At 69.6% G+C, this 23,712-nt stretch carries 33 protein-coding genes; 4 read left to right on the top strand and 29 right to left on the bottom strand.

From position 1 onward, the window contains the following. Nucleotides 1-71: 71 nt before the first annotated feature. The 20 genes from DDQ41_RS12610 to DDQ41_RS12515 all read right to left on the bottom strand — a co-directional run bounded on the left by DDQ41_RS12610 (nt 72) and on the right by DDQ41_RS12515 (nt 13,252). The gene (locus DDQ41_RS12610; protein WP_109294596.1) at nt 72-416 is read right to left on the bottom strand and encodes a hypothetical protein; all 345 of its coding nucleotides are present in this window, start codon (nt 414-416) and stop codon (nt 72-74) included. Continuing rightward, entirely contained in the window at nt 403-903 is a 501-nt protein-coding gene (locus DDQ41_RS12605) for a hypothetical protein (protein ID WP_109294595.1), read from the bottom strand. Before DDQ41_RS12605 ends, DDQ41_RS12610 begins: the two co-directional genes overlap by 14 nt. 72 nt (nt 904-975) lie before the next feature. Next, entirely contained in the window at nt 976-1,707 is a 732-nt protein-coding gene (locus tag DDQ41_RS31240; protein WP_162602667.1) for a hypothetical protein, read from the bottom strand. Nucleotides 1,708-1,750: 43 nt separating this feature from the next. Next, the gene (locus tag DDQ41_RS12595; RefSeq protein ID WP_162602666.1) at nt 1,751-2,743 is read right to left on the bottom strand and encodes an N-6 DNA methylase; all 993 of its coding nucleotides are present in this window, start codon (nt 2,741-2,743) and stop codon (nt 1,751-1,753) included. Nucleotides 2,744-2,748: 5 nt separating this feature from the next. Beyond that, on the bottom strand, nt 2,749-3,396 hold the full coding sequence (locus DDQ41_RS12590) for a hypothetical protein (RefSeq protein WP_109294593.1): 648 nt from the start codon (nt 3,394-3,396) through the stop codon (nt 2,749-2,751). Between the two features lie 99 nt (nt 3,397-3,495). Then, nucleotides 3,496-3,891: a hypothetical protein gene (locus DDQ41_RS12585; RefSeq protein WP_109294592.1), complete on the bottom strand. Its 396-nt coding sequence runs from the start codon at nt 3,889-3,891 to the stop codon at nt 3,496-3,498. After that, nucleotides 3,891-4,256: a hypothetical protein gene (locus DDQ41_RS12580; RefSeq protein WP_162602665.1), complete on the bottom strand. Its 366-nt coding sequence runs from the start codon at nt 4,254-4,256 to the stop codon at nt 3,891-3,893. The genes DDQ41_RS12585 and DDQ41_RS12580 overlap by 1 nt, the downstream gene beginning before the upstream one ends. A gap of 84 nt (nt 4,257-4,340) precedes the next feature. Then, nucleotides 4,341-4,883, bottom strand: a complete 543-nt coding sequence (locus DDQ41_RS12575; protein WP_109294590.1) for a hypothetical protein — start codon at nt 4,881-4,883, stop codon at nt 4,341-4,343. Then, entirely contained in the window at nt 4,874-5,605 is a 732-nt protein-coding gene (locus tag DDQ41_RS12570) for a hypothetical protein (protein ID WP_109294589.1), read from the bottom strand. The genes DDQ41_RS12575 and DDQ41_RS12570 overlap by 10 nt, the downstream gene beginning before the upstream one ends. Beyond that, nucleotides 5,602-6,372: a hypothetical protein gene (locus tag DDQ41_RS12565; RefSeq protein ID WP_109294588.1), complete on the bottom strand. Its 771-nt coding sequence runs from the start codon at nt 6,370-6,372 to the stop codon at nt 5,602-5,604. The genes DDQ41_RS12570 and DDQ41_RS12565 overlap by 4 nt, the downstream gene beginning before the upstream one ends. A 32-nt stretch (nt 6,373-6,404) precedes the next feature. Beyond that, nucleotides 6,405-7,091, bottom strand: coding sequence for a SpoIIE family protein phosphatase (locus DDQ41_RS12560; RefSeq protein ID WP_162602664.1), 687 nt, complete (start codon nt 7,089-7,091; stop codon nt 6,405-6,407). A gap of 92 nt (nt 7,092-7,183) precedes the next feature. Beyond that, a complete protein-coding gene (locus DDQ41_RS12555; protein WP_109294586.1) occupies nt 7,184-7,879 on the bottom strand; it encodes a hypothetical protein in 696 nt (231 codons plus the stop codon). 62 nt (nt 7,880-7,941) lie between these two features. Next, nucleotides 7,942-8,253, bottom strand: coding sequence for a hypothetical protein (locus tag DDQ41_RS12550; RefSeq protein WP_109294585.1), 312 nt, complete (start codon nt 8,251-8,253; stop codon nt 7,942-7,944). 100 nt (nt 8,254-8,353) lie between these two features. After that, nucleotides 8,354-8,623, bottom strand: coding sequence for a hypothetical protein (locus tag DDQ41_RS12545; RefSeq protein WP_109294584.1), 270 nt, complete (start codon nt 8,621-8,623; stop codon nt 8,354-8,356). Between the two features lie 84 nt (nt 8,624-8,707). Further along, nucleotides 8,708-9,505, bottom strand: coding sequence for a helix-turn-helix domain-containing protein (locus DDQ41_RS12540; RefSeq protein WP_109294583.1), 798 nt, complete (start codon nt 9,503-9,505; stop codon nt 8,708-8,710). Next, a complete protein-coding gene (locus tag DDQ41_RS12535; protein ID WP_109294582.1) occupies nt 9,502-9,828 on the bottom strand; it encodes a helix-turn-helix domain-containing protein in 327 nt (108 codons plus the stop codon). The genes DDQ41_RS12540 and DDQ41_RS12535 overlap by 4 nt, the downstream gene beginning before the upstream one ends. Before the next feature lie 2 nt (nt 9,829-9,830). Continuing rightward, nucleotides 9,831-10,319 carry a hypothetical protein gene (locus tag DDQ41_RS12530; protein ID WP_162602663.1) on the bottom strand — a complete coding sequence of 163 codons (489 nt, stop codon included), beginning with the start codon at nt 10,317-10,319 and terminating at the stop codon, nt 9,831-9,833. A gap of 94 nt (nt 10,320-10,413) precedes the next feature. Then, a complete protein-coding gene (locus tag DDQ41_RS12525; protein ID WP_109294580.1) occupies nt 10,414-11,508 on the bottom strand; it encodes a PD-(D/E)XK nuclease family protein in 1,095 nt (364 codons plus the stop codon). 55 nt (nt 11,509-11,563) lie between these two features. Next, entirely contained in the window at nt 11,564-12,736 is a 1,173-nt protein-coding gene (locus DDQ41_RS12520; RefSeq protein WP_162602662.1) for a recombinase RecT, read from the bottom strand. Nucleotides 12,737-12,817: 81 nt separating this feature from the next. After that, nucleotides 12,818-13,252, bottom strand: coding sequence for a hypothetical protein (locus tag DDQ41_RS12515; RefSeq protein ID WP_162602661.1), 435 nt, complete (start codon nt 13,250-13,252; stop codon nt 12,818-12,820). A 239-nt stretch (nt 13,253-13,491) separates the two neighbouring features. Between DDQ41_RS12515 and DDQ41_RS12510 the strand changes: the two genes are divergently transcribed. Then, nucleotides 13,492-13,974: a hypothetical protein gene (locus tag DDQ41_RS12510; protein ID WP_109294577.1), complete on the top strand. Its 483-nt coding sequence runs from the start codon at nt 13,492-13,494 to the stop codon at nt 13,972-13,974. Between the two features lie 61 nt (nt 13,975-14,035). Here DDQ41_RS12510 and DDQ41_RS12505 read toward each other — a convergent pair whose 3' ends face one another. Continuing rightward, on the bottom strand, nt 14,036-14,686 hold the full coding sequence (locus DDQ41_RS12505) for a hypothetical protein (protein ID WP_262508443.1): 651 nt from the start codon (nt 14,684-14,686) through the stop codon (nt 14,036-14,038). Between the two features lie 331 nt (nt 14,687-15,017). On the opposite strand from DDQ41_RS12505, the gene DDQ41_RS12500 reads away from it, so the two are divergent. After that, nucleotides 15,018-15,533, top strand: coding sequence for a hypothetical protein (locus tag DDQ41_RS12500; RefSeq protein WP_109294575.1), 516 nt, complete (start codon nt 15,018-15,020; stop codon nt 15,531-15,533). Nucleotides 15,534-15,832: 299 nt separating this feature from the next. Here DDQ41_RS12500 and DDQ41_RS12495 read toward each other — a convergent pair whose 3' ends face one another. The 5 genes from DDQ41_RS12495 to DDQ41_RS32000 form a co-directional block, all read right to left on the bottom strand. Next, nucleotides 15,833-16,039 (bottom strand): hypothetical protein, encoded by a 207-nt coding sequence (locus DDQ41_RS12495; protein ID WP_109294574.1) that lies wholly within the window; start codon nt 16,037-16,039, stop codon nt 15,833-15,835. 43 nt (nt 16,040-16,082) lie between these two features. Then, the gene (locus DDQ41_RS12490; RefSeq protein WP_109294573.1) at nt 16,083-16,328 is read right to left on the bottom strand and encodes a hypothetical protein; all 246 of its coding nucleotides are present in this window, start codon (nt 16,326-16,328) and stop codon (nt 16,083-16,085) included. Between the two features lie 17 nt (nt 16,329-16,345). Continuing rightward, entirely contained in the window at nt 16,346-16,615 is a 270-nt protein-coding gene (locus DDQ41_RS12485) for a holin (RefSeq protein ID WP_109294572.1), read from the bottom strand. A 27-nt stretch (nt 16,616-16,642) separates the two neighbouring features. Further along, nucleotides 16,643-17,518: a peptidoglycan-binding protein gene (locus DDQ41_RS12480; RefSeq protein WP_109294571.1), complete on the bottom strand. Its 876-nt coding sequence runs from the start codon at nt 17,516-17,518 to the stop codon at nt 16,643-16,645. 224 nt (nt 17,519-17,742) lie between these two features. Continuing rightward, on the bottom strand, nt 17,743-18,129 hold the full coding sequence (locus DDQ41_RS32000; RefSeq protein ID WP_217364432.1) for a hypothetical protein: 387 nt from the start codon (nt 18,127-18,129) through the stop codon (nt 17,743-17,745). 66 nt (nt 18,130-18,195) lie between these two features. On the opposite strand from DDQ41_RS32000, the gene DDQ41_RS12470 reads away from it, so the two are divergent. Both DDQ41_RS12470 and DDQ41_RS12465 read left to right on the top strand, forming a co-directional pair. Further along, a complete protein-coding gene (locus DDQ41_RS12470) occupies nt 18,196-19,026 on the top strand; it encodes an IS5 family transposase (RefSeq protein ID WP_109294486.1) in 831 nt (276 codons plus the stop codon). After that, nucleotides 19,023-19,445: a hypothetical protein gene (locus tag DDQ41_RS12465; protein ID WP_109294570.1), complete on the top strand. Its 423-nt coding sequence runs from the start codon at nt 19,023-19,025 to the stop codon at nt 19,443-19,445. Before DDQ41_RS12470 ends, DDQ41_RS12465 begins: the two co-directional genes overlap by 4 nt. A 59-nt stretch (nt 19,446-19,504) precedes the next feature. Here DDQ41_RS12465 and DDQ41_RS32405 read toward each other — a convergent pair whose 3' ends face one another. The 3 genes from DDQ41_RS32405 to DDQ41_RS12455 are packed head-to-tail and all read right to left on the bottom strand — an operon-like array spanning nt 19,505 to nt 23,711. Continuing rightward, nucleotides 19,505-19,630 carry a hypothetical protein gene (locus DDQ41_RS32405; RefSeq protein WP_262508442.1) on the bottom strand — a complete coding sequence of 42 codons (126 nt, stop codon included), beginning with the start codon at nt 19,628-19,630 and terminating at the stop codon, nt 19,505-19,507. A 44-nt stretch (nt 19,631-19,674) separates the two neighbouring features. Next, the gene (locus DDQ41_RS12460) at nt 19,675-22,617 is read right to left on the bottom strand and encodes a hypothetical protein (protein ID WP_109294569.1); all 2,943 of its coding nucleotides are present in this window, start codon (nt 22,615-22,617) and stop codon (nt 19,675-19,677) included. A gap of 5 nt (nt 22,618-22,622) precedes the next feature. Beyond that, on the bottom strand, nt 22,623-23,711 hold the full coding sequence (locus DDQ41_RS12455) for an MBT domain-containing protein (RefSeq protein WP_109294568.1): 1,089 nt from the start codon (nt 23,709-23,711) through the stop codon (nt 22,623-22,625). Between the last annotated feature and the right edge of the window lies 1 nt (nt 23,712).

Below are 23,712 nucleotides of genomic sequence, written 5' to 3'. Positions count from 1 at the left end.
GAATCCAGCCATTCTTGCCGACCCCTTCAATGCCCTGTGTGGGCGGTGAGAACCGGGTGTCCTCGTGGACATCAGGTGTCCGCTCGGTTCCTGAGGCGAAGTCGGTCGCCCCAGGTGCGGCGCCGAGGAGGCGGTGTACGGGCGAGCTTGGCGCGGAGCTGGGTCACCTCGTCCAGAAGGAGGTCGACGACCGCACGGGCTTCGGCGATGAAGTGCGCGTCTGCCTCGGCGCCGGCCAGGGCTTCGGGGTCTCCCTCGTGCGCGACGTCGACGGAGGCGACGCGGTCGTCGTTGCTGTCGGCGATGAGGAAGCTGGTCACGCCTTCCTCGATGTCGATCCTGATGACGCCCCAGGGGCCCGGGACGGTCTTGTCTCGCAGGGCGGCGATGGCGGCGAGCTGTTCAGTGGTGAGCACTGCCGACCTCCTCACGGGTCTCGGCGGGGACAGGAGCGAGGTAGCCCCGGCAGCCGCAGTACTCGTAGCAGCTGGAGTCCTCAGGCGCGGTGCGCGGAACGTTCTGGTGGACGCCGCGTGCGTGGCCGCACCCAGGGCGGGCGCAATGGGGGTGGTGCCGGTTGTCGTGCCGGTAGGTGGAGAGGCCGACGTCGTGGGTCGTCTTGCCGGTACCGCGGGTGGGTTCGGTGTCGGCGTAGCAGCCGGCCCACCCGCAGTCGTGGTTGAAGGCGAACGTGCCCGCGAAGGCCAGGGCGCCGCAGCGTACGCAGCGGTACTGCGGGCAGCCGCTCTCGTCGAGCGGGATGGGCTTGCCCGTACAGCAGTCGATCTTCAGGGATTCGCGATAGGCGCCGTGGCGGGCGGCTCGGGCGTCGCGTTCAGCCTCGCGGGCGGACCTGCGATCCGTGGCGGACTGCTTCTCTCCGAAGAGGTCGAGTTGTGTCATGACAGTTCTCAGATTCTCCAATGGGATGCGGGTACGGGGCGGCGAGCGGACCGCCCCGTACCCAGGGGCTGATCAGTTACTGGTGGCGGCTTCGGTCGGCTTCGACTTCTGCGCCTTGGTGTCCTGCGCCTTCGTTGCCTTGGCCGTCGTCGTGGCGCGGCGTGACCGGGGCGCTGGCGTCCGCTTCTTCGGCTCGGTGGCCTTCGCGGGCGTCTGCGCCTTCTTGGCCGTGCGACGTGGGGTCTTCGCCGGGGCCTTGGCGGCGGTCGCTTGCTCTGGCTCGGGGTTGTCGCCGCTCGTCGGCGCTTTGGCGGCCGCCGGGTTCTTCTCGGCGGCTGGAGCACGGCGGGGAGGCTTCTTGGGGAAGGCGCGCAGCGGTGGGCGCTCGCCATCGAATGCCGGCAGCAGTCGGGTGCGGATGTTCCGTGCCGCGGTCGCGGCGGGCGGGTTGTTGGTGAAGTGGACGCCTACGTTGTAGCGGATGCCAGGGGAGAGGTGCTTGAGGCTGTCGGCGTACGACTCGGCGTCGCGGTCACCCTCCTCGAACTCGCGGGGCGGTACGTCGAGCGCCCAGGTCTGGACGGCCTCGCCTCGCCAGAGGTGCTTGATGCCGATGCGGCGGCCGTCGGGGTGGGCGAGGTACGCGGACGGGCCCGGGTGGGGTTCGTCGTCGGCGTCGACGGTCCAGCCGTCGCCGAGTGCGGCGGCGGTCGCGGCGACGAACTCGGCGAAGTCCGCGGGGAAGACCCGCTGTTTCTTCGGTGCGTCCGAGGTCTTGTGTGCGGTTGGTTTCGTCGGGCTCATGAATCGTCCTTCCTGGTGGTGTGGTGAGGGGCAGAGACAACGGTCACGCCGCGGCTCCTTCGAAGAGCTGGTCGAGGGCACCGAGCAGCCGTCGGGCCTTCCGCTCGAACAGGGCCTGTTCCACGACCGCGTTGCGGTGTTTGATGACCGCGGTGCGCTCGGCCAGGGCCTCGGTGAGGCCGGCGTCCTCGGTGGCGAGGGTGTTGGCGCACCAGATGGCAGTCTTGGGGCCGAGGTCCCAGGTGATCGCGTTGACGGCGGCGCAGGCGGTGGCGAGGCGGTCGATGTCGTTGCCGAGCCACGTGTAGTCGTGCGGGTTGAGGCCGTGATGGCGCAGGGTCTGGACGACGGAGCGGAACATGCCGCCGCTGCCGAGGGCCGGTTCGCGGATGGTGCGGCCGTGGTCGGTGTCGTTGACGAGGATCTCGGCCATGAGGTCGGAGACCGACGGTGGGGTGTGGTACTCGCCGCGCCACTTCTTGTCGCTCTTGTGGCGCAGGCCCGTGAGCAGGGGGCTGAGGACGTCGGCCTCCGACCGCTCATAGGGGTCGTCGCTCGCGGTGAGGTCGAACAGCCCGTTGTAGATCGCGGTGTGGATGACGGCCTGGACGGCACGCAGCTGGTACTCGTCGGGGTCCTCCTCCACCCAGTCGTGCAGGGGACGCGCGACCTCGATGAGGTCGGGGCGGGCCATCCACTGGACACCCCAGACCTCCCGCAGGAGTGGCGGGAGCTGGGACGGTTCGAGGGTGAGGAGCCAGTCGCTGACGAGCGGCTCCCGGAAGAAGGACAGCGCGGCGATGGTGCCGAGCGGGACGTCCATGCGGTTGCCGCCGTAGTGGCTGAACCAGGCGGCGATGACGTTCTCGGCGACTTCCATGGCGTGCCGGTGCGGGTCGCCCGGGAAGGCGCGGTGCTTACGGCGCGAGGCGGGGGTGGAGCGCGGCATGGGCGGCTTGGCGGCTTTCTCCTCGCGCCGCTTGGCGCGCTCCTCGAACTTCTGCTCCACCTCGCCGAACAAGTCGAACTGGGCCACGGCGCTCACCGCCCCGCCGAATGGGTCGTCGTGTCCGGCGACGTGAACGGGTGTGGTGGGGCGCCCTCGGGGGCGGGGACGGGGCCCGCCTGCAGGATCGTCGTGGCACGTTCGGCGCGCTGGATGTAGTAGGCGTGGTCCTCGCGGAGGCGTCGCATGCGCTCCTCGTGCTGTGCGATGAGTCCGCCGTACCGGTGCAGGGAACTGGGCGCGCAGTGGTGTTCGTGGGCGCGGCGCAGTTCCGGTGCCCAGGGCTGGGCCAGCCAGTGCCGAGCCAGAGCGGACACGATGGCGGTGGCCCGGCGCGCCGTGCCCTTCGGGGCACGGACGGGGGCGCTGAGGATGAGGCGGTACGGGCGCAGCCGCAGGTCGCCCGAGACGAGGGCGGCGCGGGTGAAGGACTCGGCGCCGGCCAGGGTGAGGCCGAACAGCACCGGTGCCTCGTCCATCTGGAAGCCGAGCGGTCCGCTGCCGTACGCGACGTGGAGGATCTCCTCCATCGGGTCCTGGTCGGCTTCGGGGTGGTGGTCGGGGTCCCGGCCGAGGGTGAAGGTGCCGATGCCGGTGACGCGGTAGACGGCCTGACCGGTGTCGAAGTCGGCGTATTCGGCGACCTCGAGGGCCGGACCGCTGCCGACGGTGAAGGTGAGCACGAGGGTGCCCTTTCTCGTGATTCAGGCATGAGTGGGGTAGGGGGCCGGCCGTTGCGCGGGCTCGGCCCCCTGGCGTGATGTGGTGCGGGTGGGCTGGGGCTATCCGTGCTCGGCGCGCCAGCCGCCGACGTACGTCCCGACCTCCTCGGCGAGGGGTTCGAGGGACATGTCGCCGGGCGGCTCGTCCTCGTCGGTCGTGGTGTCGTAGATGACCTTGGCCGTGCCGAAGGTGTTGTCGATATGCACGGCCTTCCAGCCGCCGATCTCGCTGCGGTCGTTGTGCCAGGGGAGCGAGTAGCGGCCGGCGATCGCGATGTACTGCTCGCCGTCGTTGGTGAGCTGGACGGTGATGTTCAGCTCGTTGCCGCACCAGTCCACGCCGACGTCCGTGCTGTGCTGTTCGAGGGCCTCGATGACGTCCGCGTACAGGGCCCGGGCCTTCTCCTCGTCGGCGCGGCGCAGGAGTTGAACGGCGCTGAGGTAGTGGAGCGCCATCACTCGGCCTCCCGGTCCGGGGCGGGGGCGTGGTCGGCACAGACGAACGAGAGGGGTTCGCCGTCGTGGGGGAGGTTGAGCTCGACGTCCTGGCTCCTGCGACACAGCAGGCAGGTCAGGGAGACGCGGCGGACCATGCGGAGGGCCCGGACCGGTGTTTGGGCCGGGAGGTGCATCGGCTCAGTGCGGCCGGGCAGGGTCAGGGCGAGCAGGACGAGCTCGGGGGAGAGGACGGTCTTCTTGACACCCGCCACGGCGAGCGGGGTGCTCGGCGCGTCCGGGAAGGCGAACACGTCGCCGGGACGCAGCTCGTGCGCGTACACGGATCTGGTGAAACTGACGGTGATCACGGCGTGACCGCTCATGCTGAACGACTCTCTTTCGATTGTGGATGGGAGTTGTCGGCTGGCTCCGGTTGCCGTCTCGCACACGACGCCGGAGGTCTGTGGCTAGTCGTCGATCAGGTGCACCGGGGCGTGGAGAGGCCCTCGGTCGAGCTCCTCGGCGATGTGCGGAGGTACGCGGGGCACCTGGCCGGCGTGCAGGGTGAGCTCGCCGCCCACGAAGGCGACGGCGACCGTGCCGTCCGGCTCGACGCGGGCGACGCGGCCGTAGAGCGGCTGCTCGGGGTGCCTGACCCAGTCGTGGACGGCGAGCGGTGGCAGGTGCCGCGCGCACAGGCCCTGGTCACGCAGGGAGAGGTGTGGTGCCGACGGGTGCCAGCAGGGGCGCCCGTCGGGGCGGGGGTGCTCGCAGCCGCGGGCGATGTGGCCGTAGCCGTCGCAGCGGATCAGCGCCGGGCTCGGCCACGTCTCCCGGGCGCGTACGACCGCGAAGGTGACGGCACCGTGCGGGCCCTGGTCGTGGTGGGCGACGTACTCGATGGTCAGGCCGATGGTCATCGGCCAGGTCTGCAGCACGTTCGCGGCGATCGTCTGGGCGTGTACGGCGGGGACGGCAGGCGCGGGCGTGCGCTCGATGGTCAGGGGCATGACACTCCCTTCTCCTCGCCGGTCTCGGTCTGCGGGAGCAGCAGGTACGCGGTCTCCTCCGACGGGCCGCCGACCCGCGTCAGGTATCGCGCGCGCAGGTGCGGCAGGGAGCGGATCTGCCAGATGAGCCCGCGGATGATCCGGCCGGCCTCCTCAGGCCACAGCGGCCGGTCGGGCTCGGCGTGGACCGTGGCACTGACGCCCGTGGTGCCGACCGTGGTCACGCCGGCCACGCGGGGCCGCATGGGCGAGAGATCGACGGTGAGCAGGCCCGCGTCGGGGTGGTGCGCGCGGACGAGATCGGCGATGCGCGCGGCACGGTCGACGGGCGGGATGTCGAGTACCCAGCGTTTGCCGGGCAGGGGCTCGGGGCGTACAGCACTCCAGGCGACCGAGTTCAGCCGGTCGAGGGAGTACGTGAGGTCGTCGCCGATCTCACCGGGATCGAACGCGGTGATCCCGCTGTCCCGGCGTACGTCCAGGATCAGCTCCTCCGTGCTGTCTTCGCGGGTCGTCCACAGACCGTCCAGCTCGATCACGCCGTCGGCGGTGACGTGGATGAAGGTGATGTGCGTGGTCTCCGGGTACGCCTCGACGAGGCGCGCGGCGACGAAGTCGAGCATCGCGACCTCGTACCGTTCCTGGGCCTGGTCCACCATGCGGACGGCGCGTTCGAGGTGGCGCCGGGCGTCGATGGTCCGTGGAGCTTCGCTGCTGGTCATGACGATTCGGCTCCCTTCTTGTGGTCGCGGTACGGGAAGACGAGCTGCCACAGCTGTCCCTCGTGTTCGGCGGTGATGTCGACGCACGGGGTGAGGTGGCGGCCGCGCAGGTGCGGCAGGGCGTAGAGCTGGCCGAGGATGCGGGCCAGCTCGTGGGAGACGTCGCGCGGCCACGGGCCGTCCTCGGTCTCCGGGGAGCAGAGCGGGCACGGGACGCTGATCGTCCCGCCGCCGCTGAGCGTGACCTGCTCGAAGCCGACGGCGATGCGTTCGCCGCGCTCCGCGAAGCGGCAGATCAGTGATTCGGCGTCGGGGACGTGACCGCGGACGATCGCGGCGACGGTGGCGGCGCGATCCGCCGGCGGGAGGACGAGCCATCGGCGGTCACGGTGCTCGTAGACGGGGTGCGGCTCGACGACGCCCCAGTGGTGGAGGAACGAGCCGGTAAGCACGCGGCCGAGGTCGTCGACGAGCTCGTCGAGGTCCAGCGGCCCGTCCCGCCACTCCTGCTCCGGGTCGTCATGCGGGTCGTACAGGAGGCGGCAGGTGCCGATCGCGGACTCCTGGGCGCTCCAGATGCCGTGCAGCTCGACGTCGCCGTCGGCGTCGATGCCGATCTCCAGGTAGGCGGCCTCGGGGTGGGCCAGGCGTACTCGGGCGGCGATGTCGTCGAGGATCGCGAGGAAGAGCGTCTGGCCCGCCTGGACGTAGGCGGTCGCGAGATCGTTGAGCGGAAGCTGAGTGGGTCGAAGTCGCTCGTCATCCATGGAAGTTGCCTCCTTGATGTGTGTTGGGTCGATCAACAGGCGCTGCGACGCCGGACGATGGCGGTCGCGTTGTCCGGCCCGTCGATGCCGGCGGCGGCCGCGAGGAGTTCGGCGCCGTCGTACAGGTCGTCGCACAGGAGCGCGGCGATGATGGTCTGGTCGGTGACGTTCTGGCTTACGCCGTCGGTGCACAGCAGGATGCTGGCGGTGCCGCGCGCGGGCAGGGACGTGGTCACGAACTCATGGCGGGCGACGGTGCGCGTGACCTTGCGGTCGTACATCGGCAACGGGCCGCTCTGCGCGGAGTGATGGCGGATGCGCTCGCCGAGCGAGTGGTCGTACGTGACGCGCTGGAGCTCACCGTCGGTGGTGAGGGCATAGACGCGGCACAGCCCGGCCCAGGCGATCCGGATACGGCTGTGGGCCGGGTCGAACAGCGCGGTGACGATGGATGCGTCCGCGGTGACGCCGCTGGCGGCGAGCTTGCTGCGGGCACCGAGGCAGCCGAGTTCGGGTGTGGACGCGAGCGCGGTGGTGGCGGCCGCGCCGGCGGTGAGCTCGGCGGCGTCTGCCGCAGCCGAGGTGTCGCCGATTCCGTCGGTGACAGCCACGGCGATACGGCCGGTGGCCCGGTCGCCGCCGACGGAGAACGCGTCCGCCTGGACTTCGCGGCGGCCCTGCCGCTGCGCGCCGCCCACGCGCCATGCTGTTCGGGACATGCGGGGACTCCTTTGCGTGCGAAGGGAATGGGGAGGACCCTCCCGGGGCCACGGCCGCTCGCACCGGCGCGGCCCCGGGAGGGGGTGCGGCGCTACGGGGTGCCGACCGCGCTGAGCTGGGCCGCCGAGGCGACGAACCGCTCGCAGGAGCCGAAGCGTTCGTGCAGCGTGTGCTCCCGCTCCCACTGGTGGCAGCGGGCACACGCGGGCTGGGTGTGCCCCGGGGCCGGACGCGCGACGTACGCGCCGGGCAGATCCCCGTCAGTGAAGACGACGACGCCGGTCGCCTCCTCGAGGCCCGCGGCACCCTGGCCGCGCCGGACGGCTTCGCGCAGAGTGCGGCGCAGCAGAGCGCCGGACCAGTCGAAGCCGAGGGTGCTGTCGGCCCCGGGGGCCTTGTAGCTGACGCGGTACGCGGGGAATGTCGCCTCCTCGGGGTCGGTGAGGGGGCGGGCCCAGAACTGGATGGGGCGGTCATCGTCGTGCTGCTCGGGCGCGGGGGCCACCGCGGAGACGATGCGCAGGATCACGTAGACGTCGTCGTCGCCCAGGCCGGCCTGGCGGGCCGCGTGGGCGCACAGCTCCCTGAAGCCGGAGACGCCGTAGGCGGCGAGCCACTGGTCCGGCGTCATCTCTCCGCCGTAGTTCTTGCGGAACTCGGCGCGGTCGCGGCGCTGGACAGCGGCGATGACGCTGACCACGCGGTCGATCACGGCCGGAGCGATGCCGTACTTGGCGGCTTCGGTGTGCAGTAATTGCTCGCGGGTGGGCTGGATGGGCTGGTCCACTTCGCTCTCTCCTTCGTGGATGCCGGGCCCCGGCGCTCCCGGGGCCCGTGATGGGCATGGCGTTACGGGATTGCCGGGGACGGCTGGCCGAAGTGCTCGGCCGCGGTGCCGTGCAGGGCATTCAGCCGGGCCGACAGGCGCTTGCCGAGCGTGCGGCCGTGCATGTCGAAGCCGCTCGCGTGGCTGACGGACTCCAGGCACCAGCGACGGTGACCGTCGTCGAGCGTGAAGTCGTACAGCTCGCCGGGGCGGGTGCCGCGCAGTGTCAGGACGCGTACGGGTCTGCCGCCAGGGGCGGTACGGAGGGTCGGCGGGCCCTGCACGCGGGCGGCGACCACTATCGCGGCGATGTCGGAAAGGGGGATGCTGCTCATCGGGTTCCTCGCACTCTGGTCAGGACGGCCAGCCTGGATGGGGCGGCGTCAGATGTCTGTCACCACACATGTCATGGGTGCGCGAAGGAGGTGCGACCGGTCAGGCGTCCCGGTACAGGTCCGGGCGGTCGGTGATCTCGCGCAGAGCGCATGCGACGAGCCGGCCTGCACCCTCGACTCCGAGGACGTCGGTGATGAACTCCACCGGGGTTACTCGGCGCCCGATCACCTCGCCGTAGGTGCGGGCCAGGGTCTCGCTCATCGTGCGCGCCAGCTCTTGGGCCTGCGTGAACTGGCGGGGCGTGATGCCGTGAGCGGCGAGCCTGTCGGTGAGTGCCCGCCGTTCGTCGGCGGTGAGTTGGCGAATCACTGGCTGACTCCTTCGGAGGGTGGGGGCTGATTGGTGACAATGATAACATTTTATCAATCTTGATCGCCTTGCGTCAAGTGTTGTTTATTGGGGCTTGGACCCTCTGGGGCGATCGCGTCTGATGGCCTCACGTGCGGCCTGACGCGGCCTGTCCACGACACCTTGAGCTTCGAGTTCTGCGGCGCGGGTGCGACGCTCCCGCTGCTCCTCGAACCAACGGCGGTCCCGGTCACGGGCGCGCTGGTCCTTCTCGCGCTTCTCTCTGGCGACGGCGGCAGCGCGCCGGGCGCGCGGGCTGGTGCCGCAGGAGCGGCAGTTGGCGGCAGGGGAGTCCGGGTGTGCCGCGCAGCCGCCTGCCCCCTGGCGGCCGTCACCGTCCGCCGGGGGTAGGGGGTTGTTTCTCTGGTGGTTCTCTGACGGTTCCCCGGCCAGTTTGGCCGGTTCCCCCGCCGAATCTGGCCGCTGGTCAGATTGGCCAGTGGCCGTTTTGGCCGCCTGCTTCGTCCGTTTTCCGCTGCCCTGCTTCCCACCGCTCTGCTTCCCGCCCCTCGCCGTCTTCGGCGCTGGGGAGCCGGAACCGGGCGTCGGTGAGGATGACGGCGGTGGCGTCTGGGCACGAGGAGCGTGGATCGTGTAGCGGTTGCTGGTACGGCGCCCGTCCGAGAACCGGGCGTGCGAGACGATGAACCCCTCCTCCTCCAGCCACTCCAGATGCCGGCGAACGGTTCGCTCCCCCTGACTCGTCTTGGCCGCCAGGGTGGCCTGCCCGGGGAAGCAGGACCACGCCTCGTCGGCGAAGTCACACAGCGCGAGCAACACCAACTTCGCGCCCGGCTTGGGGATGTCCTGCCGGAAGGCCCAGGCCATGGCCTCGATGCTCAACTGCCTTCCTCTTCCCTCTTCCAGGCCGCACGCCAGCGGCTGACGGTGCGAGGTTTCACACGGAGGCGCTCGGCGATCTCGTCCGCCGTCAGCTCCGCACGGGTCATGAGCCGCGCCGCGAGTTCCTGCTCAACCTCGTTGAGGCTGGGGAGCGGAAGGTCTCCGTTGACGACCCGCTCGACCGCCAGGAAGTCCACGCCGGGTGCGCCCGTGGCTGTGGTGCTGACGTAGACGCGCCGGGTGGGCTCGCGAGCGGGGTCGGTGCCGCTGATGACGTACGTGGACGCCACTGAGCGTGGCCGGGGTACGTAGGTGGTGGGCACGCTCACTCCTCGTCCGGGTCGTGGTGAGCGCCCCCGTGGCCGGCAGACCGGGCGCGCGGTGTGTCGTCGGCGAAGGACGAGACATCGCACGAGCCGAGGGGCTGGCCGTCGCTCTCCAGAACGGCGAGGGCCTGTCCCGGCACGCCGGCACGCAGGAGGCGGGCGGCCTCTGCGGTGATCTGCTCCAGGGCGACGGCGGCCGCGCGTGCGCGGTCACGGTCGGAGAGGGCCTGGGCGGCCTCGGACTGCCAGCCGGACACCTCGTTCCCCAGCCGGGTGGTGAGCGGCAGGACGACGCTCATGACGGAGTCGGTGACCTCCGCGACATGGTCCGCGTACGCCATGCGCGGCCAGGCGGAGGTGAGCGAGTCGGTCAGGCGCTGCCGAATGAGGTCCGCGTTCAGCGGGCGGGGCGGTTCTGCGGGGTCGGCGGTCGGCGCCGGGCCGTCCGGGATGCCCGCGAGGCGTTCGCGGGGCATGGGTGTGGACATGGTTCCCCCTCCAAGGGTGTGTCCGATGAGCAGGTGAGACCGGGGCCACCACGGCCGGTACTCAAGTGCGGGTGGCCCCGGGGTACGCGGTGCGTCAGCCGGCCTCAGGGAGGCGGGAGACGCCGATGGTGCGCGAGGTCCGCCCGCCGGGCCGCAGCGGGATGTCGATGCCGAGGCCCTCGAGGACGCGGATCATCGCCTCGGGATCGGGCGCGGGCGGTCGCGGGCTGCCGCCGGACCAGGACAACTTGAAGACGCCGTACGTGCCGGGGTCGCAGGCGTCCAGCATCTTGCGGGCCTTGGCCTTGCGCTTCTTCGCGGCGCTCTCCACCTCGGCGGCGTCGGCGTAGGCGCGCAGGGCCTCGGTGATGGCCGCGGTGTCCTCGGCGAGGATCGTCTGCGGGGCGAGGTCGTCGGCGAGCTGGTCGAGGTTCCAGCACGCCGTCTTGAAGGGGCAGTTGTCGCAGATGATCGACAGACCGGGCCCGTCGAGGTCGCGCGGCATGGCCTCCGGCTCGGTGCTCGCCAGGACGTCCTCGGCCCACGCCAGGGCCTGCTTCGTGACGTCTTCGTCGTACGGGCGCTGGTGGACGACGACCTGTCCGTACTCGCGGCCGACGTACCGCAGCCGTACGACGCCGACCGGCAGGGGTTCACCGGTCGGGAGGCTGGGGTGATCCTTGAGGCCGCCGGTGCGCAGCAGGTGCGCGTACAGGTGGACTTGGAACCACTCGGCCTGGCTGGGCCCTTGGCGGACGACGACGTCGAGGGCCCGGGTGCTCTTGGTCTTCACATCCTCCACGACGCCCACGTCGCCTGAGGCCGTGGGCGTGTCGGGCCGCTCGGCCTGGCGGTACACGTCCCCCGGCGCCCAGTAGGCGTCGGCGTGGCCGAGGATGACGCCGTCGGTCAGCTCCAGCTCGGTCCAGGCACCGTACTGCTCCCGCAGGACGCGGAGGATGCCCTCGTGTAGCCAGGTGCCCAGGATCGCGGCGTGCATGTTGTCGGCGAGGTCCGTCGGCCAGGTGCCGTGGACCTCGTAGGCGGCCCGGCGTCTGCACAGGCCGATCGAGGAGGGGCCGAGGAGGCGCTGCCGCGACCGGGGCCGGGCGCGGTCGTCGCGATGCGCGCCCCTCCACAGGTCGGGGACCGGGACGCCGACGCTTTCGGTGGTGCTGTCGGTGGTCATGATGATCTCGCACTCTGTTGGGTGGTCTGCTCGCCCGGCATGGCGGGCGGAAGGGCTACTGAGCCGAGTCGGCGGCGGCCTTGCTCCGGGAGGACCTGCCGGCCGTGGTCTTCTTGGCGGTGCTATTCCGCGCCGTCGCCTTCTTCGCGGCGGCCTTTCTCGGTGCCGCCTTCTTGGCCGGGGCGCGGCGGCGCGTGGCAGGGGCCTCGGCCTCGGGACCGTCCTGCGAGGAGGCGTTGTCACCGGCCCCACCATCCGGCCGCAGCACGTCGAGGAGGACACGCAGCTGCTCGGAGTTGGCGTCCTGGTAGGAGACGCCGAAGTCGTCGAAGCACCGCTCGTTGACGGCGTCGAAGCCCATGCCGAGTCGGCTGGCCAGCTGTTGAACCTCGCCGCGTGCCTTGTCCAGTTCGGCACGAGGGTCGACCGGTCGCGATGTCTCGCTCCCCGGTGTCGACGCGGTGTCCGATGCCGCTTCGCCGTTGTCGTCGTCCACGACGACCTCACCCTCGACCACATCGCCGGACGAGGACTCCTCGCCTGCCCGCTGAGACTGCTCCGGTTGTTCAGCGCTTCCGGTCCTCAGCCGTGTGGCGGCGGCCTGGACTCGCTCGCGGGACTCCGCCGCGTCGGCCGCGTGCATCTCCTCGTCCACGTGGAGGCCGGACAGGTCCGCGGGGCAGGCCCGGCGCAGGGCGAGCGCCTCCGCGACCTTGCCCAGCTGGCTGGCCGGCATCTGCGGCCACAGCCCGCCGAGCTTGTACTCCTGGGCCTCGTAGTCCCACACCTTCGGCGCGTACTCCCGCCAGTGCGCGACGGCGGGGAAGCGGGCGTCCCCGCGCCAGATGACGGCCTTGCACGCGGCCGGGGGCTCGTCGCGCAGCCACACCGTGTGCTCGCCGCCGTCGGCGTCGTACCAGACGAAGTCCTCGTACGCGATGGACTGCCCGGCCCGGTCGGCGGCCCGGCGGGCGATCAGCCGGTAGCCGTCGATACCGGTCTGGATGGTCCAGCGGATCTCGCCGCGCGACTTGCGCTTGATCATGTAGATCTGCCGGCCGAACGGGTCGAGCCCGGACGCCTTGCAGTAATGGAAGAAGATCCCCAGCTGCGCCGGACTGGCCTCCACCAGATCCGGGAACGCCGCGCGCAGCGCGCGCAACTGCTGGTCCTCGAACGCCTTCTGGTCTTCGCGAATCGCGAGCCAGGTGACCGGAGTGTCGGCCACATCCCCTCCAAGCACATCGTCCCCTTCAAAGACCTGCAACTGTCGCAACACATGTTGCGATCAATTGAAGTTAATCAAAATCTATTTCACTTGATCGTTACCGTCAAGTGTGAGATATCGGCAGCCATTGCTCGTGCGCAGGCTGCGCAGCTGGAACACGCTGGCCCATTCCGGGTGTCGCGCGCATAGAAGGCGCGCGTAGCGCGACGTGAAGTTGTTGTTCAGCCGGAACGGCTCGCTGCTCGCGATGCGCGGCGACGACCAGCGAAGCTTCTCGAACAGGGCCTTGACGCCGATGCGCTCGCCGCCGCCTTCGATCCACTCGGCGGTGAGCTCCTCAAGTGCCTCGAGGATCCACGGGTGCGAGGCGTGGAAGTCGTCGAACCGCTTGTCGAGCGTCGGGCTGTCGTCCTGGAGCCGGGTGTGGGGCTGCTGGCAGTCGGCTATCTCGAGCGGCAGCTCTGGCTGTCGGTGCAAATGTGTCACTCCCTGAGTACGGCCATGATCTGTCTGCACACATGTCGAACACCTTAGAGGCTGAGCCTCAGGGGCGCATTCGCAGGAGGCGGGGTAGTGGAAGTGGTCGTGTCAGGGGGAGTTCGCGGCCCGTCGGGGTGGGGGTGCCGGCGTGATTCCTAGTCGCCGCCTAAAGACTCACGTGAGTTACAGAGTTTCCGAATCGGCTAGACGGGGTCTCAGGTGCCTGTCAGGCTTCTAGTCAAGCCAGCTCGGCAGCTTTCTGAGGGAGTGGGACCTTGGACCATCAGGACAGCGAGTACATCTACGTGCCGGTGCCCCGGCACCTCGTCCCGGAGGTGCAGGCGTACATCGTTCGGCACTCCGGCACGGCGTCCGCGGAGGCTGCGGAGACGGGCGGGGGGAAGGCGGGCAGCGAGGATTTGAGCGAGCAGTGGACCGCGGAGATTCTGCGGCAGCTGGCTGAGACTCAGTTGTCGTCCACCCAGAGCGTGAGCAGGGTGCTCGATGTTCTTGCCGAGCAGCCCGGCGACTACGTGAGCACCACGCACCTGGTTGAGAACTTGGACATCGACCGCTTGCAGCTGCGCGGCGCGCTCTCCGCGTTGACCCGCCACCTCAACAAGCACTTCGACGGCCGCTACTGGCCCATGACCTGGGTCGAGCGGCTGAGCCCAAGCCCGGACTACAAGACGGAGTTTTTCTACTCGGTGGACAGCACCATCGCCCAGCGCTGGAAGGAAGTCCGCACTGCCGCGTGATCGGGTGGGGCCTGGCGCATACGGGCCAGGCCCCGCGCGGGCTGTCAATCACGACCCGGTTCTACCGGCGCGGTCGTACGGTCAGTGCGAATCCGCCAGCGAAGAGCTCCGCCGCGAACGCGGCTACATCGTCCGCTGTATGCTCACCTGGTGTGAAGGTGCGCGCCGCCGGCAGCGGCGGAGGCGCCGCCTTCGGCTCCGCCGAGGGCTTCCGACCGCGGGGCTTGATCTGCTCGCGTTCCCCCGCCCGAATCCGGTCGACCCCCTCCTGGACCGTGGCGCGTCCGCGCTGCTGGGCGTCCGCGAGGACGGTGTCCAGCAGCCACAGCGGCGATCCAGAGATCACGGCGTCCTCGTGGGCGAGGCTCTTTCGCACGCGCCACTGGTAGACGTCCATGTACTTCTTGCCGAAGATCCAGGGGATCTCCTTGAGGCCGACGATCTCCGGAAGGTCGGCGGGGTCGTCGACCTGGTAGCCGCCGGCGATGCCTGCCTTGTACTCCTTCAACCGCTGGGCGTCGACCTCCCGACTGCCGTCCTCGGACAGTCCAAGGACGGTGGGCAGCAGCCAGTACGGGTTGCCGGAGACGACGGTGTCCGGCTCTCCCAGCACGCCGCGCGTCTTCCAGAGCTGCGAGGTCTGCCGCTCCACTCCGTACAGGAGCGCGATCTCCGCGTGCCCCAGGAGATAGGGGAACCGCTTCTTCGCCACGACGCCTCCGTGCCTACGCAGATATAACGAACTTGATGCGTCAAGCATAGTTGACCCAGTCGACTCGCTGATGGACCGTCTTCGGTAGGCTTCCTTCCGGGGGGTTGCAGGTTCTGGAACGGCGCTCTAACGTTGCCGCCCTGCGGGCGGTTGAACTCGCGGTCTGATCAGGCGAGTTCAGAAAGCCGAGCGGTTTCGCCACGCCTGCAGTCCGACGAGTTGCATCCCCGTCCTCTCTGGTGATTGGCGCTTCGTTCGGAGGGTGAACGCTTCCTTGAAGATCGTTCTAAGGCGGGGTCTTTCTCTCAAGCCCCCGAAGGGGCCCGTTGAAGTGGACGGTCAGACGCTGTCCAAGGAGCCGTCTTCGGGCGCTGCAGAAGACTGGATCCTCAAGATCAAGAACAGGTCTGACGTCGTGATCCGAGACACCTGGTGGGACAACGGTGAGCGTGATTTGCGCACGCTGATCCCGAGCCAGCTGCCGACCATGCCGCGACCGCTGGTCAAGCTGCACGAACGGCGCCGGGCCGGCGTGTATCTCACTGCTGATGGCCACACCTGGATGACTGCATGGATAGTCGTACCCCGGGAGAGCGACGGATGGCCTCTGTTCCGACACGTCACGTCGCTGGACGCCCTCGATGCCGCCTGCGGGCACGACTTGCTTCGCGCTGCCAGCGAACAGGGGATAGCCGATATCGCAACGAAGTGGGATCTACTGAAGGATGACGGGCGAAATCGCAATGAACTGTGCGCCCTGTTCGAACCGAAGGCTGACGGAGCTCACGTCGCGTTCTACGCGGTGACCCGCGTCGTTCCGATTCTGCGGCACGTCGGATGGATGTAGAGGCGCGCCGGGCGGTCATGGGATGGCTCAGTCTGCGCTCTCGGGGATGTGGAGGCCGCACTGACCCTATGATGCTGCGCAGGAACTGTTCTGGTGGCTTCCCCCGTGCCACCGGAACGGTTCCTACGCGCTGCGGTCGACAACTGCAACAACTAGTCGGTCGTGAAAGACGTGGGGCTGAGGCCCTGGGTTGAACCTGCCCCACCCGGCCCTTACGCTGGATATCTCTTTCCTTTGTGGAACAGCGCCCCGGGATCTGACTCGCACTCTGCCCGGGGCGCTGCCGCGTTCAGGCCGCGTCACCCCAGGATGTGGACGAGAAACCAGACGGCGAAGCCGGTCCAAGCGGCCGCGAAGATCGCGCGGCCCGGGCGGGTGTGGACGCGGAACCACGCGCGGACGCGCTCGGACAGGGTGTTGCCGTCCTCGGCGTCGGCCAGGGCGAGTAGCTCGTAGGCGGCGCCGAGCGCGAGCAGGGCGGCCCAGATCAGGTCGGGCGTGGTCAATCCGTTCTCCTTGTTCTCCGCGCTGCTCTGTGATCCGGAGCCGTCAGCGGCCTGCCGCAGACCAGATGGCGATGCCCAGGGCGGCGAGGCCGGTGAGGGTGCTGATGGCGGGGAGCGGCCAGCGGGTTCGTTCGAGGGCGGTGATGCGGGCGTCGAGCTCCTCGACGTCCTTGTCGATCTGGTCGGAGCGCTGGACCAGGAGGGCGAGTTGGCCGTCGATGCGCGCCAGCCCGACTTCGAGGGCGCGGCGGAGTTCGGCGAGCTCCAGAGCGATCTCTCCGTCGGGCATGGCGGCTGCTCCTGTGATCAGTTGTTGGTGGTGGGGGTGGCGGGGTCGGACCTCGCGGGGAGCCACGAGGCCGTGCGGGGGCGGCCGAGGAGGGAACCGACGGCGCCCTTGAGCACGGCGAGGCCCGCGGGGATCGCGGCGATGGCCGCTGACTCGAGCGCCGACAGGGTGACCACGTTGGTCGTGCCGGACGCGAGGAGGAGGCCGAGGAACGCCTCGATATACGTGAGGACGGCGCGCTCGCCGATGTCGGCGAGGAGCTTGGGGGTGCGGCTGGAAGTGGCCATGGGTGGAGGAACCTCTCGACGTGGGGATCAGGGCTTGGGGACTCGGAGCTTGGCCCAGCTGGTAGGGCCCGGGATGCCGTCGGCGTCGTCGCCGGAGAAGCCGAGCTTGCGCTGCCACGCGGCGTACGAGCGGCGGTCGGCGTCGGTCCAGCGCGGGCCGGGGCCCTTGGCGTACCTGCTGCACCCCTCGGCCACGAGCCGCTTGCCCATCGCCGTGATCAGGGCGGAGCACCGGCCGGTGCGGAAGTAGGCAGGGCCGGGGAACGGGGCGTACGTCGGCCTGTCGTCCGCGGGCTTCGGGCTCGTCGGCTTGCCGTCGAGGAGGTCGGCGACGGCGCCGCGGAACTCGTCCATCGCGATGCCGGCGGGGTCCGGCTTGCCGGGCTGCCACTCCTTGTGGGCGATGACCGAGGGCGCGGTCCAGCCGTGGGCCCGGCACAGGGCGGCGCTGACCTTGTGCAGGGCATCGAGCTGGGCCGGCGGCCACGTCTGACCGCCGCCGGTGTTGATGCACTCGAAGCCGTAGAAGCGCGCGTTGCCGTCGGTGTTGGCCTCGTTGTCCGGCGGCAGGGGCTTCTCGGCGATGACAGCCCTCAGGACGTCGTCGTCGCCGGCCCCGGCGTGGTTGGTACGGCCGTAGCCGACGAGGTGCACGGTGCCGGAGCGGTCGATCACTCCGTGGCACAGGGGACCGGGGAGCGAGGTGTACCCGGTGCGGCAGAGCTCCACCATGCCGGCCTCGGTGGAGTACGGACCGGTGTGGTGGATCATGACGCCATGGACTGGGCCCCAGGCGCCCTTATGGTTGCGGTTGTGGGTGCGCCAGCTGCCGTGCTCGACGACGCGGACGCCGGACTTCCTCAGGACGGCGAGGAACTGGTCTGCGGAGAGTGGCTGGGCCACGTCGGTGCGCTTTCTCCCCCGCGCCTCCGCGGTACGTGCCGACCAGGAGCCACCTGGCGGTCCCTCGGGGTGTGATCACGTCGCGGACGTGCGGGCGGAGGGTCGTCCGCAGCCGCCGGAGTCTACAGCTACGCAATCATTCGAGGCAGGCGAGTGGATTCGCTGTCTGCGGGCGTTCGCAGCACACCAGGCGGCACGAAGCCGAGCGTTCTCATCCTCATGACTCAGAGCGCAATCGGTCGGTAGTTCAGGGCTTCGTTGACGATCTCCTCGGCAGACGCGTCCTGGATGCCGTCCGAGGCGTGGAAGACGAGGTCGCCGACCCCGGGATGCGGCGCATTCGCTTTGAGGAGCAGCAGGTAGTAGTCGCTCTCAGGGTCTGCCGCAAGGAGTCTGCCGACGATCTCGACGAGCTCGTCCCTCGTGATGTCCGCGACCCGGGGGCGAGCTGGCCGGGCCGCCTCCCTGGCAAACTCGTCCAGGCTCCTGCTTCCGTAGTACTCAGCGAAGTCGTAGGCCACGTAAGCGTGGCCGGTCATTGCATTGAAGCCCCGGATCGCCTCGTCGGCTTCCTCAGAGTGCGGAATGTGGCGTTCCGCCGGTCTTGTCATCGCTCGATGGTGTGACGTTGGGGCATCGCTGCCGGTCAGACGTTCGGGGTTCGCTTGGGTTATGGCATGAGCATGCGCAAGCCGTACCCGAGCGATCTCACCGACGAGCAGTGGCAGCTCGTCGAACCCGTGATCACGGCATGGAAGGCCCGGCATCCGTCGGTCAGCGGCCATCAGGGGAAGTACGCGATGCGGGAGATCGTGAACGCGATCCTGTACCAGAACCGCACCGGCTGTCAGTGGGAGTTCCTGCCCCATGACATGCCCCCGCCCGGAGCGGTGAAGTACTACTTCTACCTCTGGCGCGACGAGGGCACCGACCAGGACATTCACGACCTGCTGCGCTGGCAGCTGCGGGAGAAGCGGAAGCGATTAGCCGACCCGAGCCTGGTGGTCCTGGACACGCAGAGCATCCACGCCGCCGTCGGCGTCCCCGCCACGACGACCGGCAAGGATGCCGCGAAAAGGGTGCCGGGCAGGAAGAGATGCCTGGCCGTCGACGTATTGGGCCTCGTCGTGGACTGCGTCGTCCTGCCCGCCTCCGCGCACGAGAACACCGCCGGCATCGCCCTGCTGGACGGTGTCGCCGGGCAGTGCGACACCGTGAAGAAGGCCCTGGTCGACCAGGGCTTCAAGAAGAAGGTGGTCGACCACGGCAAGAACGTGGGCATCGACGTCGAGATCGTCGAGCGCAACCCGGCCGACCAGGGCTTCGTTCCGCAGGCCAAGCGGTGGATCGTGGAGCAGACGAACGGGATCCTGATGTTCTACCGCCGACTCGTACGCGACTACGAACACCGCCCTGCCTCCTCCCGCTCCCGCGTCTTCTGGGCGATGACCTCCGTCATGGCCCGCCGCCTCACCGATGCCACCCTCCCCTCCTGGAGGACCGCATGAGCGAGAACCCGCAGATCACAGCGGTGCTGGAATACGTGGAGACACGTGAGCGCGAACTGGCCGACCAGGCGGCGCAACTCCGCGTCCGCATCGAGGAACTCACCGCGCAGCTCGGCGAGTTCGACGCGGAGTGCGAGAACCTGCGCATCACCCGCAAGACGCTCCTGGCTCTGCCCGCCCCCGCACCCGCCGAAGAGCCGGACCGCCCCGAGACGCCGGACCACCCCGCCTACCAGCAGATTCTCGCCGCGTTCACCGCCACCGGGCAGCCGATGCGGGCCCGCGACCTGTGCCAGGCGCTCGACCTGCCGATCGTCCCGAAGAACACCGAGGGCATCCGCTCCAAGCTGAAGCGCCTGGTCGCCAGGGGCATCCTCACCGAACCGGAACCCGGCCTGTTCACCCAGCCCGGCACCTGAACCACACCGCACCCCGATGACCAGCAGCCCTCACCCAAGCTCAACCGCGAAACGGACAACTACTCACGTTCCGCACTCTCAGAACGGTCGGCCAGCAGGTCAGCGATCCGGTCGATCTCGCGGCTCAACTCGTCGAGCCGTTGCTGGCTCACAGGCGGGGGCAGCAGCTCCGGTCTCAGGTCCACAGTTCGCATTATGTCCACGGCCGCCGACACGCCGAGCCGATCCCCTACTTCGTGTACGTGACCCGGAGCTTGGGCGGGTAAGTCTGCTCGACGCCCTGGGCGCGTCCGTAGTACGTCCGGTCCGAGTTGTTCGGGTCCAGGGCGATGCCGCGCCAGCTTGTGGAGTCGAAGACCGAGGTGATGTCGACCCACTTGCCGACGTTCTTGCCCCAGCTGATCGTCTTCGCCTCGCTGTCGGAGCTGAACGTCGACGGGCGGGATGTGTGCTTGTGGGCCTTGATGATCGCCTTGCCGCCGCTGTTGTAGTACCAGTGGTCGAAGTAGAGGTACACCTCGGCCTTCTGGATGGTGGCGCCGGACAGGTCGGTGGCGAGTGCGGAAGGGAAGCCGATCAGGCTCGCCTGCATGCCGTTGGTGGAGCTGTAGTAGCCCTGCAGGCACTTGCTGCCGTAGTACGAGTTGTACGAGCCGCGGTTTGCGTACGAGCCGGACCAGGAAGCCGCGTAGGTCTTGGCGTAGGTCTTCTTCGGCGGAGTCGTCGTTCCGCCGCCCGTGTTGTACTGGCCGGTCTCCGGGATGTGCGGGCCCAGGTCCTCGATGTACATCAGGCCCGGGTAGCTGGTGCCGCCGAACAGGCGCACGGTCTGGCCGCTGGGGCCGTTCTGGCAGCGGAAGGTGACCAGCAGGCGTCGCAGTCCGGCGCCGAAGGCCGCGCCCGAGCGGATGGTCTCCAGGTGGATGCGCCGGTAGCCGGCCGTGGGCATCGGGTAGATCGCGGACTGGATCTGCGGCGAGGAGATCGACGGAGTGTTCGCTCCGCCGTCCTTGAGAGCGAGGACGAGCTCGCCGCCGGACGCGGACGGGTCGGCGTAGCAGTCCAGGACGACGCGGTACATGCGGCTGGTGTCGGCGTCGAGGGACAACTCGACGAAGCCGTAGTCCGTGGTGCCCGCGGTGACGGAGGTCACCTGGTAGTCGATGGCGACCAGGCCGCGGGCGAAGCCGGACAGGTAGGTCTCGATCGGGTCGCCGGCGATCGTGAGCCTGCCCGCGACGGAGAGGTCCCCAACACCGGTGTTGCCGTCCTGGTCGATGGTGGCAACAGCGGTGCCGTTGTTCGTGAGTGTCAGGTAGTTGGGTGTGCCGGTGGTCAACGAGACGGCTTCGTCGCCGGCCTCGTCGTACAGGCGCAGACCCTGCGGGGATAGTTCGGCGCGGGCCCCGCCGCCGGGTGTGGAGAGCACGGCGCGGCATTCGAGGTTGTCGAAGTAGGCGATGCCGGTGGTGGTCTCGCTTCCGTTGGCGTCGATCCCGACCCGGACGTTGACCTTGGTGATGTTCGGGGGGACGGTGACGATCTTGGATATGCGCTGCCAGCTACCGTCGGTGACGGGAGTCGAGAGAGCGATGCCGTCGGAGCTCACTCGGGTGCCCGCCTCGTCGTAGAAGCCGGCGTACAGCATCACCTTGGCGCCGGCGAAGTCGGCGGAGGTCTTGTAGTCGGCGGCGAGCCAGTAGCGCTCGCCTGGTAGGACGGGCGAGGTGGCGTGCTGCAGCCACCGGTAGGTGTTCGGGCCGGGGGTGATGCGCAGGCACTTCGCCGAGTTGTTGCCACCCTCTTCGACCGCGTATTCGGGCTTCCCCTCGATGGCGGCGGCGATGATGCCGCTCTCGTACGAGGGGTCGGCGACCAGGTTTCCGTTGGTGCCGATCGCGAGCCGAGACGCCGTGAGCGAGCCTGCGGCGATGTGGCGGGCGGTGAGGGTGTTGGTGGCGATCTCGTCGCCTGTCAGGGACAGCGCCATGACCTCCCGGGCCGTGATGGTGTTCGCCACGATCTTCTCGCCGGTCACGGATTCCGCGGCCAGTTCCAGGGCGCCGATGGACTCGGCCAGCACCATGCCCGCGCCGATGACGGTACGGATCTGGGCGTTGTCGAAGTCCGCGGTGCCGACGGTGGCCTGGAAGTTCTGCAGCCATACGGTGGCGGCCACGGTCCCGGCCGGGGCTTGGACCTGCTGGCTGACGGTGGCCCAGTCGGCGCCCGGGGTGGGGGTGGCGATCGCCATGCCGTAGTCGAGCACCGTGCCGGCCTTGTCCTGCCAGCGCAGGTAGAGGCGGAGGGAGTCCCCGGCCCAGTCGGCTGAGGTGCGGTAGTCGAAGGCGAGGAAGAACCGGTCCCCTGGGGAGACGGCCAGCTCGGTGATCAGCAGGCTCCGGGATGTCGGCTCACTGCTGGTGCCGTCGACCCGCAGGCCGCGGGGGGAGCCGTTGCCCTCGGTGAGCCGCCACTCGGAGGAGGCGGCGACGAGCTGTTCGGTGAAGGCGCCCTCGAAGGAGGGGTCGGGCATGAGGTTGCCGGTGCCGATGGCGAGCTGGTTGTGGCCCACCGCGCCGATCCGCAGCTTGGCCTGGGAAACGGCGCTGTCGGCGAGTGCGGTTTCGTCGACGATGCCGTCGAGAATCTCCCGGGCGACGACCGGTGCCGGGCCGACCGGACCGCTCTGGGCGGACGGGGCGGAGGCGGTGCCGGAGGTGTTGCGGGCCAGGAGGCGGACGTACAGCGGCTGGTCGGTGGGGATGGTCAGGGTGCTGCCGAGCGGGGACTCGAACGTGCCGCGCAGGGTGGCTGGCGTGGGGATGAAGTTGTCGAGTGTCGCGGCGTGGACCTCGATACGGGCGAAGTCCAGCGGCGGCGCGGCTGCGTCGCTGAAGACGCCCTCCCAGGCAGCCGATACGCCCCCGAGAACGGAGGTGACGGTGGGCTGGCTCGGGGTGGGTGGTGGTGGGGCGTTGACGATGTTGACCGCGGTGGTGCCGTCCGGCTGCTGGCCGATGACGGCGCGCAGGGAGCCGTTCTCGTCGTACACGTCGAGCGCGCCGTTCTCGATGGAGGAGTAGGCGAGTTGGGAGGTTCGGGTCTGTTGGGCGAAGCGGCGCTCGAGGTCGGCGATGCGGGCCGCCAGCCGTGCCAGGTCGTTGGCCATGTGAGTCAGCTCCCGTAGGTGAAACGGTCGGCGCGGGCGAGGGTGATGGTGATGCGCTCGGGGTCGTCGCCCTGCGGTGGGCGCAAGGTCCAGCCGGTGACGCGGCACCAGCCGTCGTAGTCGGTCCACTGGTCGTGGAGGGTGACGCGGACGTCGTCGCCGATCTGCCAGGAGCCGACCGGGGCCGCCGGGTGGTCGATGAGCTCGATCTCGGTGATCTCGCCGAGGATCTGGCGGGCGGTGCGTTCGGTGCGGGCGCGGGCGGCGAGCCGGTCGTTGCCCTTCTCCGCGGGAACCTCCAGGACGTGCTCCAGGCGGAGGCGTCCGTTGCGGATGGCGTCGATGGCGCGGCGGCGGCCCCGGCCCTCGCCGGCGCCGAGGGCGATGACGACCTGGGCGTAGGAGTCGGCGTCGTACGTCACGGGTACGGTGGCGGCCACGTTGACGCCGCTGGCGAAGCTGATGTCGGTGCGGCGGGTGCCCAGGCGGGGCCAGCCGAGCCGGATCCGACCCACGGGCCGGTCGGTGGACCAGTCGGTGGCTTCGGTCCACTCCGGGCCGCCCTCGATCTGTGTCATGTCGTCGATGACGGAGCCGAGGACCGGCGCCTCCCACCAGTCCGTTCGGTACGGCTCGGCCGGGGTGCCGGCCTTGGCCCGGCTGGTGACCGGGTCCACGGTGACGCCGAGGTTCCCGTCGGGCTGGGACTGGGCGTATGCCCAGGTGTCGCGGATGACCTGGCACGGGTCGGCGTTGACGTACGGGCCGCGCCCGTTCAGGTTGCCGTGCACGTCGTGGCGGCGGTGCGGGTAACTGCCCCAGCCCGCGGCCTCGATCGGGTACGTGGGGCCTTCGGGTTCCGCGCGCCAGACGAGCCCGCCCCACAGCAGCGCGTCGTCCCGTTCGACGGTGAGCAGCGTGTTGCCGGGATCCAGCTGCGTCAGCAGCAGGTGGGCGAGACGGGGAGAGAGCCGGCCGGAGAAGTCACCCGCCGCGTTGAGGGACAGGCCGAGCTCGACCTCGGAGAGCGGGAGATCGGCGGCCAGCGGCTTGCCGGTCAGGGCGTGCCAGGTGCGGTAGCGGTACGTGGGCACG

Source organism: Streptomyces spongiicola (assembly GCF_003122365.1).
Lineage (GTDB): Bacteria > Actinomycetota > Actinomycetes > Streptomycetales > Streptomycetaceae > Streptomyces > Streptomyces spongiicola.
The sequence above is the reverse complement of the archived record's forward strand: the minus strand, read 5'-3'. Positions and strand labels throughout refer to the sequence as shown.